Source organism: Pseudomonas sp. Pmew2 (assembly GCF_058129885.1).
Genome location: NZ_CM176702.1, coordinates 216021 through 232045, shown reverse-complemented (window position 1 = coordinate 232045; position 16025 = coordinate 216021). Strand labels below are relative to the sequence as shown.

The 16025-nt window shown below is 58.5% G+C and carries 10 protein-coding genes and 1 pseudogene; all 11 read left to right on the top strand.

Annotation, left to right across the window (positions count from 1 at the left end):
• Positions 1–395: 395 nt before the first annotated feature.
• Positions 396–1145 (top strand): hypothetical protein, encoded by a 750-nt coding sequence (locus AC4ANK_RS01065; protein WP_002551426.1) that lies wholly within the window; start codon positions 396–398, stop codon positions 1143–1145.
• Between the two features lie 68 nt (positions 1146–1213).
• Entirely contained in the window at positions 1214–1747 is a 534-nt protein-coding gene (gene tssB, locus AC4ANK_RS01060) for a type VI secretion system contractile sheath small subunit (RefSeq protein WP_002551425.1), read from the top strand.
• Positions 1748–1761: 14 nt separating this feature from the next.
• Positions 1762–3264: a type VI secretion system contractile sheath large subunit gene (gene tssC / locus AC4ANK_RS01055; RefSeq protein ID WP_003343625.1), complete on the top strand. Its 1503-nt coding sequence runs from the start codon at positions 1762–1764 to the stop codon at positions 3262–3264.
• Positions 3265–3289: 25 nt separating this feature from the next.
• Positions 3290–3772, top strand: coding sequence for a type VI secretion system baseplate subunit TssE (tssE, locus tag AC4ANK_RS01050; RefSeq protein ID WP_460383969.1), 483 nt, complete (start codon positions 3290–3292; stop codon positions 3770–3772).
• Positions 3772–5604, top strand: a complete 1833-nt coding sequence (gene tssF / locus AC4ANK_RS01045) for a type VI secretion system baseplate subunit TssF (RefSeq protein ID WP_460383967.1) — start codon at positions 3772–3774, stop codon at positions 5602–5604. The genes tssE and tssF overlap by 1 nt, the downstream gene beginning before the upstream one ends.
• Positions 5568–6638, top strand: coding sequence for a type VI secretion system baseplate subunit TssG (gene tssG / locus AC4ANK_RS01040; protein ID WP_002551422.1), 1071 nt, complete (start codon positions 5568–5570; stop codon positions 6636–6638). Before tssF ends, tssG begins: the two co-directional genes overlap by 37 nt.
• Complete coding sequence (gene tssH / locus AC4ANK_RS01035) at positions 6635–9238, top strand: type VI secretion system ATPase TssH (protein ID WP_460383964.1); 2604 nt, start codon at positions 6635–6637, stop codon at positions 9236–9238. The genes tssG and tssH overlap by 4 nt, the downstream gene beginning before the upstream one ends.
• A gap of 25 nt (positions 9239–9263) precedes the next feature.
• The gene (gene tssJ / locus AC4ANK_RS01030; protein WP_002551420.1) at positions 9264–10019 is read left to right on the top strand and encodes a type VI secretion system lipoprotein TssJ; all 756 of its coding nucleotides are present in this window, start codon (positions 9264–9266) and stop codon (positions 10017–10019) included.
• Positions 10016–11359, top strand: a complete 1344-nt coding sequence (tssK, locus tag AC4ANK_RS01025) for a type VI secretion system baseplate subunit TssK (protein ID WP_002551419.1) — start codon at positions 10016–10018, stop codon at positions 11357–11359. Before tssJ ends, tssK begins: the two co-directional genes overlap by 4 nt.
• Entirely contained in the window at positions 11356–12069 is a 714-nt protein-coding gene (icmH, locus tag AC4ANK_RS01020) for a type IVB secretion system protein IcmH/DotU (RefSeq protein WP_460383961.1), read from the top strand. Before tssK ends, icmH begins: the two co-directional genes overlap by 4 nt.
• 30 nt (positions 12070–12099) lie before the next feature.
• A pseudogene (locus AC4ANK_RS01015) lies at positions 12100–16012 on the top strand (type VI secretion protein IcmF/TssM N-terminal domain-containing protein).
• Positions 16013–16025: the final 13 nt, after the last annotated feature.

Here is a 16025-nt window from a genome sequence, read left to right as displayed (position 1 = left end):
GGCAAATAAGTTCATCTTTTTAAGCTTAATTGCGTTCGAAATCGGATCCAGATAACGCTCCAAAGCCCTTATAAATCAAGGCTTACGGCTATATTACTGCTGTAATATTAACCAGTAGTGGCTCATAGCAATCATTGCTTACTGTAACAAAACCGAGAAAATATCCACCGCCTGTAGGAACTTTCCTACTGAAAATAGTGCCATAGACCACACTGCTGGCTAGACGACATCTATATGCCAGCACCAAATCCTTCCTCATAGTGGCGGTGCGTTTTGCTTTACGCACATGGCAAAACCACTTCATGAGCAGGTGTGCAGTCGAGAAATTCGCAACTCTTCCCCGTCCCCGGTCTGATCCGGGAAGCGGTCGTGAAGGGTTCAAGGACGATGTACCGATGACTCAGACGTTCGATATAGAAGCATTGATCAAGCTGCGCAAGCAGACGCGCGCTATTTCCGACGCGCTCAAGGTGCAGGCGTCCGACTACCTGTCGACCCTCGCGTTGCTGATACGCCCGCAGACATTCTTCGGTGAATACCTGCAGGGCGCGCAACGCAGCAGCGGTCGAGAGACTCAGCACCATTTCAAGGAGCTTAAAGAGCTCTATGACCGCATTGCATCGGCAGAGCCGTTCAAGCTGGTCAATGAACTGGAAGTGCCGCTGAACCTGATCAGTACGACGCCCGAGCTGTTCCCGCTCGAATACGACATGGTGCTGTCACAAAGCGGGCAGACCATACGCATCACCAGCCCGGTGCGCTGGGTGGTGGGCTTCAACTCCTTCGATCTGGCGCAGTTTCGCAAGGTCATCAAGGACCCTAATCGCAGTAGCGCCGAGCTGTATCGCTACGTTGTGCATTATCTGGTCCTGTTCTATTGCCTGAGCAAGTCACCGGGCATGAGCCGCCTGTTCGAAGGGTTGCGCTTCCCGGTCAGTTTCGAGCGCTTGAAAGACTTCGGCGATCTGCCGTTCTGCGTGATCAGCTCACCGGTGCGCTCCGAGCTGCCGGATGAGTCGGTCATTCGCAACAGCACGCAGATCGCAGGCAATACAAGCTTTGAAGAGTTGGTCGGGCACGAAAACATTCTGGAAATGAACGATGAAATCCGTCAGCGCCTTTTGCTGACGATTGAAGGACTCTAATCGCGCCCGGCCTGTCCAGGCCCGGTACGCAAACGACTTGCAGCGAGTTGCTCGCACAGGAGATGACGATGGCGAAGAAGGAAAGTACCCAGCACAAACTTGACCGCGTTCGCGCGCCTCGGGTCCATATCACTTACGACGTTGATATCGGCGACGCTCAGGAAAAGAAAGAGCTGCCATTCGTTGTAGGCGTTCTCGGCGATTTCTCCGGCAACCCCCTGGAGCCGCTGCCCAAGCTCAAGGATCGCAAGTTCATCTTCATCGATCGCGACAACTTCAACGGCGTCCTTAAAGGCATCAAGCCGCGCCTGGCGTATCGCGTCGACAACACCCTGGCCAAGAACGGTACTCAGCTTGGCGTCGAATTGAACTTCAATGCGCTGGAAGACTTCGAGCCGCAGAACGTCGTGCGTCAGGTCGAGCCGCTGCGCAAGCTGCTGGAAGTGCGCAACAAGCTGGCTGACCTGCGTAACAAGATGGGTGGCAACGACAAGCTTGAAGAACTGCTGATGGACGTGTTGCAGAACACTGAAAAGCTGAAAACCCTGGGCAAGGAGTTCGGCCGTGAAGCCGCCGTTCCTGCCACCGACAGCAAAGAGTAAGGAGGAGCCTGACGATGACCGATAAGCAACCCGTGACTCAGCAGGACAGCGCTCTGGTTGAAGTTGAAAACTTCGCCCCGCAATCCTCCCTGCTCGACAGCATCATTTCCGAAAGCCGCGTTGCGCGCTCAGAGACCGAGCGCACCCGTACCCGCGATCTGATCGGCGAACTGGTGGCCCAGGTACTTGAAGGCGAAATGACGCCAAGCAAAGACCTGATCGCCGTGCTCGACGCGCGCATCGCCGAGATCGATTCGATGCTCTCCGAGCAGATGAACGAAATCATGCACGCCCGTGAATTCCAGCAGCTGGAAGCGTCCTGGCGCGGCCTGAAGTATCAGGTTGACCAGACCGAGACCAGTACCACGCTGAAGATTCACCTGCTCAATGCTTCGAAAAAAGACCTCGTGCGTGACCTCAAGGCCTCGTCCGAATTCGACCAGAGCGCACTGTTCAAGAAGATCTACGAAGAAGAGTACGGCACCTTCGGTGGTGCACCGTTCGGTATGTTGCTGGGTGACTACGAGTTCAACCGCAGCCCGGAAGACATGTACCTGCTCGAGGAGATCTCCCACGTTGCAGCCGCCGCCCACGCGCCGTTCATTTCCGCGGCATCGGCTGAGCTGTTCGGTTGGGACTCGTTCACCGACATGGCCGGCCCTCGCGATCTGGCGAAAATCTTCGATACGGTCGAATACGCCAAGTGGAAGTCGTTCCGCGCCTCTGAAGACTCCCGCTATGTCGGCCTGACTCTGCCGCACGTGCTGGGTCGCCTGCCATATGGCCCGGATACCACGCCAGTCGAAGAATTCAACTTTGTCGAAAGCGTCGATGGCCGTGACCACAACAAATACCTGTGGATGAACGCTGCCTACGCACTGGGCACTCGCGTGACCGATGCATTCTCCCGCTACGGCTGGTGTGTGGCGATCCGCGGCGTGGAAGGCGGTGGTCTGGTCGAAGGCCTGCCGACCCACACCTTCAAGACCGATGACGGCGAAATCGCGCTGAAATGCCCGACTGAAATTGCCATCACCGACCGTCGCGAAAAAGAGCTGTCGGACCTGGGGTTCATTCCTCTGGTGCACTGCAAAGGCACCGACTACGCCGCATTCTTCGGCACTCAGTCGACCCAGAAGCAGAAGCAGTACAACACCGACATTGCCAACGCCAACGCTCGTCTTTCGGCGCAACTGCAATACATCTTCGCGACCTCGCGTATCGCTCACTACATGAAAGCGATCATGCGCGACAAGATCGGCAGTTTCGCATCGCGCAAGGATGTCGAGTTGTTCCTCAACAAGTGGCTGTCCAGCTACGTGTTGCTGGATGACACCGCCAGTCAGGAAGCCAAGGCCAAGTTCCCGTTGCGCGAAGCGCGTGCCGAAGTGTTTGAAGTGCCTGGCAAGCCTGGCGTCTACAAGGCCGTGACTTACCTGCGTCCGCATTACCAACTGGATGAACTGACAGCATCGTTGCGTCTGGTCGCCGAATTGCCGCAATCGACTCGCGGCTGATCCATCACTTAGCCAGGGAGGCAACATGAGTAGTCAACACAAGCTGTTGCCTTCATTGCTGGATCGGTTGCTCGACGATCGTCCGCATCAGTCCGTGGAATCGTCATCGCAACGGTTGAGTTCGCTGGCCGATTACAAGGCCAGCATCGTTCGTGACCTGGAGATTCTGGTGAACACTCGCCAGTCTCTGGTCGCTAACGGGCTGGAGGGTTTCGCCAATCTGAGCGGCACCATCCTCGATTACGGTATGCCCGACTTCACCAGTAGAAGCGTGCTCGACCCACAGGACCGTCTTTTGATTCAGCGCCAGCTGGAGAAGGCAATTTCTGTCGGTGACCGACGTTTCCGCAGCGTGAAAGTCCAGTTGCTTGCAAAACAGACCGGCCAGCGCATGCTGACTTTTCGTGTGGACGCAGTACTGCGTCTGCAGGACATTTCGCGTCAGGTTTCCTTTGACGCCGTGCTGCAGGTCAACACTCAGGAATACAAAGTGCAGAACCTCAACTGATGCTCGACGATCTGCTGCCCTATTACGAGAAGGAACTCTCGCACCTGCGCTTTCTGGGCCAGGAATTTGCCGCTCAATATCCGAAGATCGCTTCGCGATTACTGATTGAGGGCGACAACTGCGAAGACCCTCACACCGAGCGCCTTATCGAGGCGTTCTCGTTCCTGTCGGCGCGCGTACACAAGAAACTCGACGATGAGTTTCCTGAAATCGTCGAGTCGTTTCTGGAGGTGCTGTACCCGCACTACCTGCGCCCTACCCCTTCGATGTCCATCGTCGAGTTCAACATGGGCAAGCAGGAAAAGGTCACCGAATCCTATCGCGTAGCCCGGCACACCGAGCTGCATGCCACACCTATAGACGGAATAGTATGCAAGTTTCGTACGTGCTACCCGGTCGAACTGTGGCCAGTGGCAGTGCAAAGTGCTTCGTTCATTGAAATGGAGCGTTCGGCGTTCAACGGCCACAGTGCAGACCTGATTGCGCGCTTGCGCATCGGCCTGGGTGCGACCTCCGACGTCCTGTTCGGCAAGATGGAACTGGACCGACTGCGCTTTTTCCTTGATGGCGAAAGCACGCTGATGCATCAACTGTATGAGCTGCTGTTCAACAACCTGGCCAAAGCGACCCTGTCGTTCGAAGACGAAGGGCGCATTCGTGAAGTGGTACTGCCCGCCGACGCCCTGAAGTCTGTCGGCTATGGTCTGGATGAAGGGCTGGTGGATTACTCGGAACGTTCGTTTCTGGGTTACCGCTTGCTGCACGAATACTTCACCTTCCCTGACAAGTTCATGTTCTTCGAACTGTCAGGCTTTGCCCGTATTCTGGCTGGCAAAGAGATCGCCAAAGTGGAAATCAATTTCTACTTTTCCGACTACGACCTGACGGATCGTCTGGCACGCCTGACCCAGAACATCGGCCGTAACAATTTCAAGCTCAACTGCACGCCCATCATCAACCTGTTCCGCCAGCAGGCCGAGCCGATCAAGCTGACCCACGTTCAGCATGAATACGCGGTAACGCCGGATGTGCGCCTGCAAAGCTCTGCCGAAGTGGTCTCGATCGATCGCGTACGCCGGGTGAAGAAGATCAACGGCAACGATCAGGTCGGCACCTGCCATCCGTTCTTTGAACCACGCGGCGATCAAGGCCCCGGTCAGAGCTTCTGGATCGCCCGGCGACGTCCGACGCAGAGCCGACAAAGCGATGGCTCGAACATGTTCATCCGCGTCGTGGATCGGGATCTGGAACTGATTGATTCCAACAACGACACACTCAGTATCCGCCTGACGTGCAGCAATCGCGATTTACCACTGATGCTGCCTTTTGGCGGCGAGCGCGGGGACTTCAACATTCCCTCCAATTCGGTGATCAAGGATATCCGCTGCCTGCGCAAACCGACGGCGACGGTGCGCGTGCCGCTGGGCAACGGCGTGATCTGGCGGCTCATCTCGCACCTGTCGCTGAACCACATGTCGCTGGTTTCGAAGGGTCGCGAAGTGCTGTTGGAACTGCTGTCGCTTTACAACTACCGCAACGTGTCGGCGATTCGCAAACAGATCAACGGGATCGTTTCGGTGAGCAGCGAGCCGGTCGTGGCACGCATCGGCCATCCGCGGCCGAACTTTGTGCGCGGCGTCGGTATTACGCTGAAGTTCGATGAAAGCCAGTACACCGGCAGCGGCGTGTTCCTGTTCGGCATGGTCCTTGACCACTTCTTTGGTCAGTACTGCTCGATGAACAGCTTTACCCAATTAACCCTTCGCACCGTGCAGCGCGAAAAGAGAGTGGTCCAATGGCCCCCGCGAACAGGCGATCAACCCCTGGTCTGATTGACCAGGCAAGGGCTGAGCCGCACCGATTCGAATTTTTTCAGTTGGTGCGTTTGCTTCGCCTGCATTACAGCAGGAATGGGCGCATGGACCTGGAAACCAGGCCGCATGAGGACCCTCTGCGCTTTCGTTCGCAGCTGTCGCTGAACTTTCCGGCCAGTGAAGTCAGCGACCTGCAGTTCGAACGCGAAGGCAAGCTCTCGGCGGCCGGTTTGCCGCTGTCCGAGGTGCAGGTCACGTTCATGGGCCTGGTCGGCCCATCAGGCGTGCTGCCGCGCCCGTACACCGAGCTGCTCATCGATAGGCATATTCAGTACCGAGACGACGCTGCGCATGCGTTTCTGGATATTTTTTCGCATCGCATGACCACGCTGTTTTACGAGGCCTGGCAGAAGTACAAGTTTTACATCGAGTACGAGCGTAACGGCACGTCGAACTTTGATCGTTATTTGCTCAACCTGGTGGGTTTCGGCCCCGAAGCGTTGAAGCAAAAGTTCGACAAGGGCGAGTCGCCATTGCGTCGCGAACTGTTCAGCTACTTCTCGGGGATGTTCGCCCAGAAGCCGCGCAACGCCCTGAACCTTGAAGTCATGCTGAGTTTTTATTTCTCGCTGCCGTTCAAGATCCAGCAGTTCGCCGGGCGCTGGCTGAAGCTCGACAGCAGCCAGTGCACGCAGCTGGGCCGCAAGAACGCCGTGCTGGGGCAAAGCGCCGTGGCTGGCAATCGCGTCTGGGATTACCAGTCGTGCGTGCGTATCGAAATGGGGCCTCTGGAACTGGCTGACTACCAGCGCTTTCAGCCGGGCACCGAGGATTACCAGAAGCTTGTTGAACTGGTGCGTTTTTACATCGGCGCCGAACTGGACTTCCAGATTGCGCCGAAGCTCAAGCGCGAAGCTGTACCCGTGGCCCGCCTGGGTCGCCAAGGCAATGTATCGCTGGGCTGGCTTGGCTGGCTCAAACGCCCCGGTGTCGACGTGGAGCCCTCCCGTTGCGCTGTTTTCCATATTCCTTTTGATGGGGTCTCCCTGTGAACCTGAAGTCCCTGTTCGCCAAGCTGAACGAAACGAGCCGCACTGCCACTGAAAGCGCTGCTGCGCTGTGCCTGTCGGAGAACCACTACGACGTTGAAGTCGAGCACTTGCTGCTGCAATTGCTCGACAACAACGATAACGACCTGCCGGTGATCCTGCGCCACTACGACGTAGTGCCTGATCGCCTGCAAGCACAGCTGGTCACCGCGCTGGGGACGTTCAAGAAAGGCAACACACGGACGCCTGCGCTCTCGCCGCACATCACGCGCATGATCGAGCAGGCCTGGGTACTGGCGTCGATCGAATTCGGTCAGTCGCAGATCCGCACCGGCCACCTGATTCAGGCCTTGCTGGATGACGATGCCCTGCGCCGCGTGGTCATCGGTTCGGCGCCGGAACTGGAGAAAATCAACGCTGACGACCTGCGCCTGAATATGAGCGCGCTGGTCGAAGGCAGCCCGGAGACCAAACTGAGCAAGCCTCTGGCCAACGCCGACGCAAGCACGGGCGCAACCACCAAGGGCAACGGCAAGACCCCTGCCCTGGACCAGTACACCGTCAACCTGACCCAGAGCGCCCGCGATGGTCGTATCGATCCGGTACTGGGACGCGAGTTCGAAGTGCGGCAGATGGTCGACATCCTGACCCGCCGCCGTCAGAACAACCCGATCCTGACTGGTGAAGCGGGTGTGGGTAAAACAGCCGTGGTGGAAGGTCTGGCGCTGCGCATCGTGCAGGGCGACGTGACTTCGGTGCTCAAGGGCGTCGCCATTCACACCCTGGATCTGGGCCTGTTGCAGGCCGGAGCCGGGGTCAAAGGCGAGTTCGAAAACCGCCTCAAGTCGGTCATCGAAGAAACCAAGCGCAGCCTGCACCCGATCATTCTGTTCATCGACGAAGCCCACACGCTGATCGGCTCGGGTGGCCAGGCCGGGCAGAACGACGCAGCGAACCTGCTCAAGCCTGCCTTGGCGCGTGGCGAGCTGCGCACCATCGCCGCCACCACATGGGCAGAATACAAAAAGTATTTCGAAAAAGACGCCGCATTGGCTCGTCGTTTCCAGGTCGTGAAAGTCGAAGAGCCTGACGAAGACAAGGCCATCCACATGCTTCGTGGGCTGCTGGCGAAGATGCAGGAGCATCACAAGGTCACCGTGATGGACGAAGCGCTGGTGCAGGCCGTACGCCTTTCCAATCGCTACATCACCGGCCGCCAACTGCCGGACAAAGCCGTCAGCGTGCTCGACACCGCTTGCGCACGCGTCGCGCTGGGCCAATCGGCACAGCCAGGCGCGCTGGAAGACTGCAAGCGCCACATCGACAACCTGAATGCAGAAATCACCGTGCTGGAGCAGGAAACCGCCAAGGGCAGCGACCACGCTCGCCGTTTGACGGCCCTGCACGAAGAGCTGAAAGCCGAACAGGAAACCCGCGAGTCGCTGGAGCAACAGTGGAAGCGCGAGCTGGAACTGGTCGAAAAGCTTGGCGCACTCAGCGTTCCGGAAAACGGCGCGCCTGATGCTGAGCAGATCGCTGCAGTGCGTGCCGAACTGGCCAGTGTGCAGGGCGAGCAACCGCTGGTCCACGCGCTGGTAGACGGCGGCACCATCGGTGAAGTGATTTCCGGCTGGACCGGTATCCCGCTGGGCAAGATGCTGCGCGACGAGATCGATACCGTACAAAGTCTGCCAGCGCTGTTGGGTGAACGCGTGCTGGGGCAGGATCATGCGCTTGAAGAGATCGGCAAGCGCATCAAGATTTCCCGCGCGCGCATGGAAGACCCGAACAAGCCGATCGGTGTGTTCCTGCTGCTCGGCCCGAGCGGTGTCGGCAAGACCGAAACTGCGCTGGCGCTGGCTGACACACTGTATGGCGGCGAGCGTAACGTCATCACCATCAACATGTCCGAATACCAGGAAGCCCACACAGTCTCCAGCCTCAAAGGCTCCCCGCCGGGCTACGTCGGTTATGGCGAAGGTGGCGTGCTGACCGAAGCCGTGCGCCGCAAGCCTTACAGCGTGGTGCTGCTCGACGAGGTGGAGAAAGCCCACCCGGACGTGCTCGAGCTGTTTTTCCAGGTCTTTGACAAAGGCGTGCTGGACGATGGCGAAGGTCGCGAGATCAACTTCCGCAATACCGTGATCATTCTCACCTCCAACACCGGTACTGATCGCATCATGCAGTGGTGCCTGAACACCGAGCAGAAGCCGACTCCCGATGACATCGTGGAAGGCCTGCGCGACGAGCTGAATCAGGTGTTCAAACCGGCGTTCCTCGGTCGCTTGACCATCGTGCCGTACTACCCGGTTCAAGACGCGATTCTGGAACGCATCGTCGGCCTGAAACTGGAGCGCATCCGCAAACGTTTCGAGCGCAATCACCAGGCGGTACTGCGTTACGACGAAGCGCTGATCAAGACCATCGCTTCGCGTTGCACGGAAGTCGACAGCGGCGCACGCAACATCGACAACATCCTGTCCAAGACCCTCATGCCGGAACTCGCCCAGCGAGTGCTGGAGCGGATGGCGCAGGACAAGCCGATTCAGAGCCTGACCATCGATCTGGGCAGCGATGGCGACTTCGCTTACACACTGACCTGATCGATCACCCCATAGGTAAGACGTGATGAATAAAAGACTTCAAGGCAATTGTTCCTCGAAGCCAGCCTTGGCAAGGTGCCTGGCTGTTCTGGCAATGATGCTGGCTCTGTCCGCCTGTGGCGTGACGGACCGTGTCGCCAAGCGCATGGATGACACCTGGGCTGGCGACATGATGTTTGGTGACAACGAAAAAGTCATCCTGACGACTGACGGCGGTAATCAGCTCAACCCCGATGAGTACGGCAAACCGCTCTCTGTGGTGGTGCGCGTTTATCAACTGGCCTCTCTGGAGCGCTTCGAGTCGATCAACGCCGACAGCCTCTGGGATGACCCGCAAAAGGCTCTGGGCAACACACTGGTTGATAGCAAGGAGCTGATTCTGTTGCCAGGCATAGGGCAGACCGATCAATGGCCGCTGAACCCCAACGCGTCCTATGTGGGCATCGCGGCGTTCTTCCGGACTGACGAAAACAGCCGCTGGAAGGTCGCGTTCGACGCCAACACGCTGCGCAAGGACGGTATCTGGTTCTCGTCCGACGGTGTGCGCGTGCTGGTGGACAACAACTACATCCTCGCCGTTCGTGGCGTGGATGTGCTGAACAGGCTCAAGACTGAAGAGCAGTTCACTAAATCCAATTCGATGCCCGAACAACCCGCCGGCAAAGGTATTACCGAGCGTGTGCAGGACGCCGCTGTCCAGCAGGTTCAGGACTCGGCCGGCAGTGCTGCGAAAAAGGCAGCGGACTCACAATTCAATTCTTTGTTGGAAGGCGCCAAATGAGTAAACAAAGCCGCGTGATGTGGTCGGAAGGCATGTTCCTTTTGCCACAACATTTCCAATATCAGGATGAGTTTCACCAGCATCAGCTTGCTGAGTCGACACTGCGTTCCACGCCTTTCCATTGGGGCGTGCAAACGCTGGAAGTCGACGTCGAGGCATTGGCCACAGGCTCGTTGCAACTGAAGCGCCTGAAGCTGGTGTTCCCTGACGGCAGCCTTTACGACGCGCCGCAGCACGACCCGCTGCCCGCCGCCCGCGACCTGAAAAATCTGATCAAGGGTGGAGAAATCAAGGTCTATGCGGCGCTCAAGCTGCCCGAGCCCTTTGGCCTGAACTACGTTGAAGATGGCCAGGAACAGAAGAGCGCCCGGCGCTTTCGCAAACAGTTCGACACCCTGCCTGACCTCAACGAAGGCGATCTGGAAAACGAGATCACCAGCCTGCGTCTGAACGTCGTGATGCTGGTCGATGGCGACACTCTGGATGGCTACAGTTATTGCCCGATTGCCCGACTGGCACGCAATAGCATCGGCGGTTTCAACCTTGACGCGCATTTTGTGCACCCTACGTTGCACGTGGGCACCCACGAGACGCTGGTTGGCCTTGGCAGACGCCTGATCAGCGTGCTGCAAGCCAAGAGCAAGGCACTTTCTGGCCGCCGCCGCGAACGTGCCGACCAGATTGCCGAGTTCGGTTCCAGCGACGTTACGTTGTTCTGGCTGCTGAATACGGTCAACCGCGCCTACCCGCAGTTGGCCCATCTGCTGGCGCACCCACGCCTGCACCCGGAGCGCCTGTATCTGTTTCTCGCGGAACTGGCGGGCGGTTTGCTGACGTTCTCGCTGGACACCCAGCTCACTGACATCCCCGATTACGATCATCAGGACCCGGCGGCCTCGCTGGTGAAGCTCGACGAACTGGTTCGTCTGCTGCTTGAGAACGTGATTCCGAACCAGTGCATCGTCATCAATCTGAGCCAGGTCCGGCCTTCGTACTGGCAGGGCCAATTGCTCGACCCACGCCTTACCGAAGCGGATTTCTATATTTCAGTGCATGCCGACATGCCCGGCTCCAGCCTGCTGGAACTGGTGCCGCGTGCATTCAAGGTCGGCTCGCCGGAGGACATCGAGGTGGTCGTCAACAGCGCCATGCCGGGCGTCACCCTGAACCACTCGACACGCCTGCCAAACGCCATTCCGGTGCGCCTGGACAACCATTACTTCTCCATCGAGCCGCATGGCCGGGTGTACGAACGCATGATGGAAGCCCAGGCCATTTCCTTCTACGCGCCCAGCGCGCTTACCAATCTCAAGCTTGAACTGTTGGCGGTGCTTAAATGACTGAAGCCGTGATGCAAGGTGCCGCTGCGGCCGCAACCGAAAAACCTACGCTCAAAGACCTGGTACGTGACTTCATCACCATGGCGCTGATTGTCCGTCGCGGCCGCCAAGCGATCTCGGTCACGGCGTTCGAAGCCAGCGTCGATACTTTCTTCACCAACCTGGAGCGTCAGGCGCGCAGCGCCAATTACAGCGTCGAACAGGTAAAAGACGCGCAGTACGCACTGTGCGCATTCCTTGATGAGAGCGTGCTGCGTTCGGGGGACAACGATATGCGTCGCCACTTCGAAATGGAGCCGCTGCAGTTCCGTTATTTCGGCGTCCACCTGGCGGGCGAAGGCTTCTTCGAGAAAATCGAACTGCTGCGCGCCGACGTGAAAAAGAACCTGGATGTGCTTGAGGTGTACCACCTGTGCCTGGCGCTGGGTTTCGAAGGCAAGTTCGGCCTCGGCCAGAAAGACCAATTGCGCTATCTGGCCAACACGCTGGGCCAGGACATCGCACGCTATCGCAAGACGCCAAAGGCGCTGTCGCCTGACTGGGCATTGCCTGACCAAGTGTCGCAGATGCTTCGCCATGAAGTTCCGGTATGGCTTTACCTGGTGCTCATCGCCCTCGTGTGCCTGGGTGTCTATCTGACGCTTGACTGGTTGCTGGGCAAAGACGTGGCCGCATTGGCCGAACAAATCAGCCAACTGTTCAATGCTTGAGTCCCGATCAGGTAACCGAGTCAGGAAGACATGAAGACATTACTGCGCCTGTTAAAAAGTTTCTGGTTCCTGGTCCCGATACTGTGGCTGATCAGCCTGGCTGTCTGCTGGTTTTTCGCCCCCAGGATCAGTTGGCTGCAAGGCTATACGCTCGAAGCGATGGCGATCATCAGCGCCTTCTATCTGCTGTTGATCGTACTGCGCCAATACCGACGGATTCGTACCGAACACAACCTCGAAAATCTGGTTCAGATCGAAGTTGACCGCTCGCTGAAGTCCACCGGTGAGTTCCGTGATCAGCAAGTGCTGCGCGACCGCCTCAAGCATGCCATTGCCATGCTGCGCACCGATCGCTCGGCAGGCGGTGGCGGCTCCTCGGCGCTCTACGATCTGCCCTGGTATCTGGTCATCGGCATGTCGGCGGCAGGCAAGACCTCCTTGCTGACCCGCTCCGGCCTGTCGGCCAGCATTGCCAGTAGCGCAAATGACACGGAAAGCGGCACCCAGCACTGCGATTGGTACTTCAGCCCTGAAGCCGTGATGATCGACACCGCAGGTCGCTACCTGCGTGACGATCAGTCTGCCAGCGAATTCGCTGCGTTCCTGCGTATGCTCAAAAAGCAGCGCAGCAAGGCCGCCGTCAATGGTCTGGTGCTGGTGGTCAGAGTTATTGGCCGCCTCTGCCGCCGAGCGCAACGAGATGGGTGCGCGCCTGGTCACGCGCATCGAGGAATATACCGATTGCCTGGACGCCAACCCGCCTATTTATCTGATGCTGACCAAGACCGACCAACTGCCCGGCTTCAACCAGGCTTTCGACGGTATGGACCTGCATGAGCGCCAGCAGCCGCTGGGCATGACGTTCGGTCTGACAGAGATCACCACAGAAAGCCTGCGTTCAGTGCTCGATCGCAAACTGGCGAACCTGCAAGCGCATGTCAGTCGCCACGTCGATGCACAGATGATCGCACTGGGTGCCGACGCCAACAGCGCCCTGCTCAACTTCCCCAACTACTTTGCCGAGCTGTCGGCGATACTCGAACAGTTCCTGCAGCATTTCGCGCGCAGTAACGTCAACGGTACCCAGTTGTTGCTGCGCGGCCTGTATTTCACCAGTGCCCTGCAAACCGACAAGCAGCTGACACCGGTGTATGAAGACGAGCTTTCAGAGTCGTTCGTCTTGCGGCCAGCGACCGCACCCGATGCGCTGGAAGAGGACGAACAACGGAAAATCAGTGATCGCAGTTACTTCATCACCGATACCTTCCGCCGCGTCATTTTCCCTGACCGTGACCTGACCCTATACCAGTCACGTCATGGCCGCGACAAATCACTGGGGCCGATTGTCATCGCTCTGGCGCTGTTCGCCGGGCTGGCCTTCATCGGCTGGCAGGCCCTGTCGTTCCAGAAAAACCGCGAGTGGCTGGCCGCGATCAGCCAACAGTTGACCGAACTGGAACAGTCCCCGGACCGTGCCCAGCGCCTCGCCTCCGGCCAAGGCCTGGAATTGCTGCGCAACCAGCTGGCTGCCATCGAGAAATACCGCACCAAGGGCGTGCCTCTTCAGCTCAGTGGCGGCCTGTACCGTGGCGACGATATCTACTTCGCCACCCAGACTGCCTACCTGCAGCAACTTCGTACCCAGGCGCTGGAACCGATCACGCTGAAACTGCAATTGCAGATGCGTGAATTCAACGAGTTCGCCAAAACCATGGACCCGCAATATGGCTTCGGGGCTACACCCGCAGGGTCGGAAACCAAAACGGGCAAGGTACGCGCTCAAGGTCAGAAACTGCTGGACCGCGGCGCGCGCAACGTCGCTGTGGGCCGTCCGACCAGCCTGAGCAGCATCCCGCGCAGCACCGGCGAGGTTGCCAATCGACTGACCGGCGCAGCAAGAGGCACAGCCAGCCAGACGCGCAGCGAAGCGATTGCCGCGCTACGCAACCCGGCCACTGCCAACGATGCTGCCGAGCTATCAGCCACAACAGGCGGCTTGTCGTTGTCGGAAGAGATGCTCGGGCGACTCGATGAACGGCAAGTGGCGTCCATCATCGAGTCATACAACGCCCTCAAGCTCTATCTGATTCTGACTCAGCCGACCACGCATCCGGAAACCGAGTTCGTCAACGCAGCGTTGCCGGTGGCCTGGGCGGGCATTTCCAGCGAGACCAATCCGATCAGCGACGACGTCATCGAGGACAACTCGCCGGTCTACGTACAGCTGCTCAAGAATGGTGACGCGCCGGCCATGCCACGCAATGAGCAACTGATCGACGAGACCCGCAAGAGCCTGAAGTTTTTCATGATCTCCAGCTCGCTGGTGGACCGTGAATACCTGCGCCTGCAACTGGAATCCAGCCGTCAGTTCCCGGCAATCGGCCTGAATGATCTGGTACCTATGCCGGGTCGCCAGTTGCTCTACGGTTCGGAGGCTGTACCTGCGATTTTCACCCGTCAGGGCTGGGAAGAGTTCGTGAAACCCGAGCTGATCAAGCTGGTGTCCGGCAACCTGCGTAACGAGTCGGATTGGGTTCTGGATGGCGAAGGCGGCGACAGCGTGGTGCAGAAAGCCAACTTCGTTCGTGAATTCATGGCCCGTTACAAGCGCGACTACACGCAGGTCTGGTACACCATGATCGACAGCGTCGGTGTGCGCCGCTTCAGCGACATGGCCAACGCCACGCAGCAGTTGTCATTGCTCAGCGACGTACGCAATTCGCCGGTCAAACTGCTGCTGTCTGCCGTCAACGACAACACGCAATGGGACGTGCCTGCGCCTCGCGAAGCGCAACAGACCGGAGTCAAACGCGACGATGGCTTCTGGGGCAAGGTCAGCGGTATCTTCGACAACAAGGAAGCTGCGGCCAGCGTACTGATCTCGCCATTGCCTGCCGTGGATGACGGCAGTCTGGCCAAACGCTTCGAACCTGTATCAAGGGTTTTCGCAGCGCAGAATGCCGAGGGCGCTGACAGCACCATCATGGATCGCTACCTGGCAGCGCTGCGTAAACTCAAAGTACGGATGAACAACATCCAGCGCTCGCAGGATGTCGGCAAGAGCAGCAAGCAGTTGATCAGCGAAACCCTTGAAGGGCAGCCGAGCGAAGTCACCAACGTGCGTAACTACGTTGAAACCACGGTCGATACCAGTCAGGGCGGGCTTTCCACCTCGCTGCAAAGCCTGTTCAGCCTGCCGATCCAGTTCGCCTGGGAAACGCTGCGCGATCCGGCCGGCGAACAGATCGCCAAAGCCTGGGCCAAACAGGTCGCCAAACCTTGGGAACAGGTCATGGCGCATCGTTACCCGATTGCTGCGGACAGCCGCAACGAGGCATCGGTGAAAGACCTGCAACGCTTCGTCGACCCGGAATCCGGCCTGCTACCGAACTTCAAGCGCAACGAGATCGGCAACCTGTCCGATGGCGAAGGCCTGGGTATGGGCAGCGGAGCCAAGGCTGCGCCGCTGGTCAATCCGAAAATGGTCAGCAACATCGACAAGGCCAGTTCGCTGGGCGAGGTCATCGCCAGCCTCTCGGATCGCAACAATGGTTTCGAGATCATGCTGGAGCCGTCGGCCTACTTCACTGACATCATCTTCACGCTGGATGGCCAGGAGCAGCATTACCGCAACGGCAAAACCAGCTGGAGCCGCTTCTCATGGCCGGGCACCACGACAGCACCGGGCGCACGCCTGGATGTGGTCACGCTGACCGGCGAGCGCATCACCGTGTTCGACTACACCGGGCGCTGGGGCCTGCTGCGCATGAACGACAGCGCACGGGTCGCCGACCTGGACGGTATTCAGCAGCGTTTCAGCTGGAACACGGCCAAGGGGCCGGTCAGTCTGGTAGTGCGCAACTATGGTGGCGTGAAGCTGACCGACCTGGCGAACGTCAAGGCGCTGAGCGCGCTTAACGCAACAGATGGGCGGACCAAGTGAGGATGCACATGCT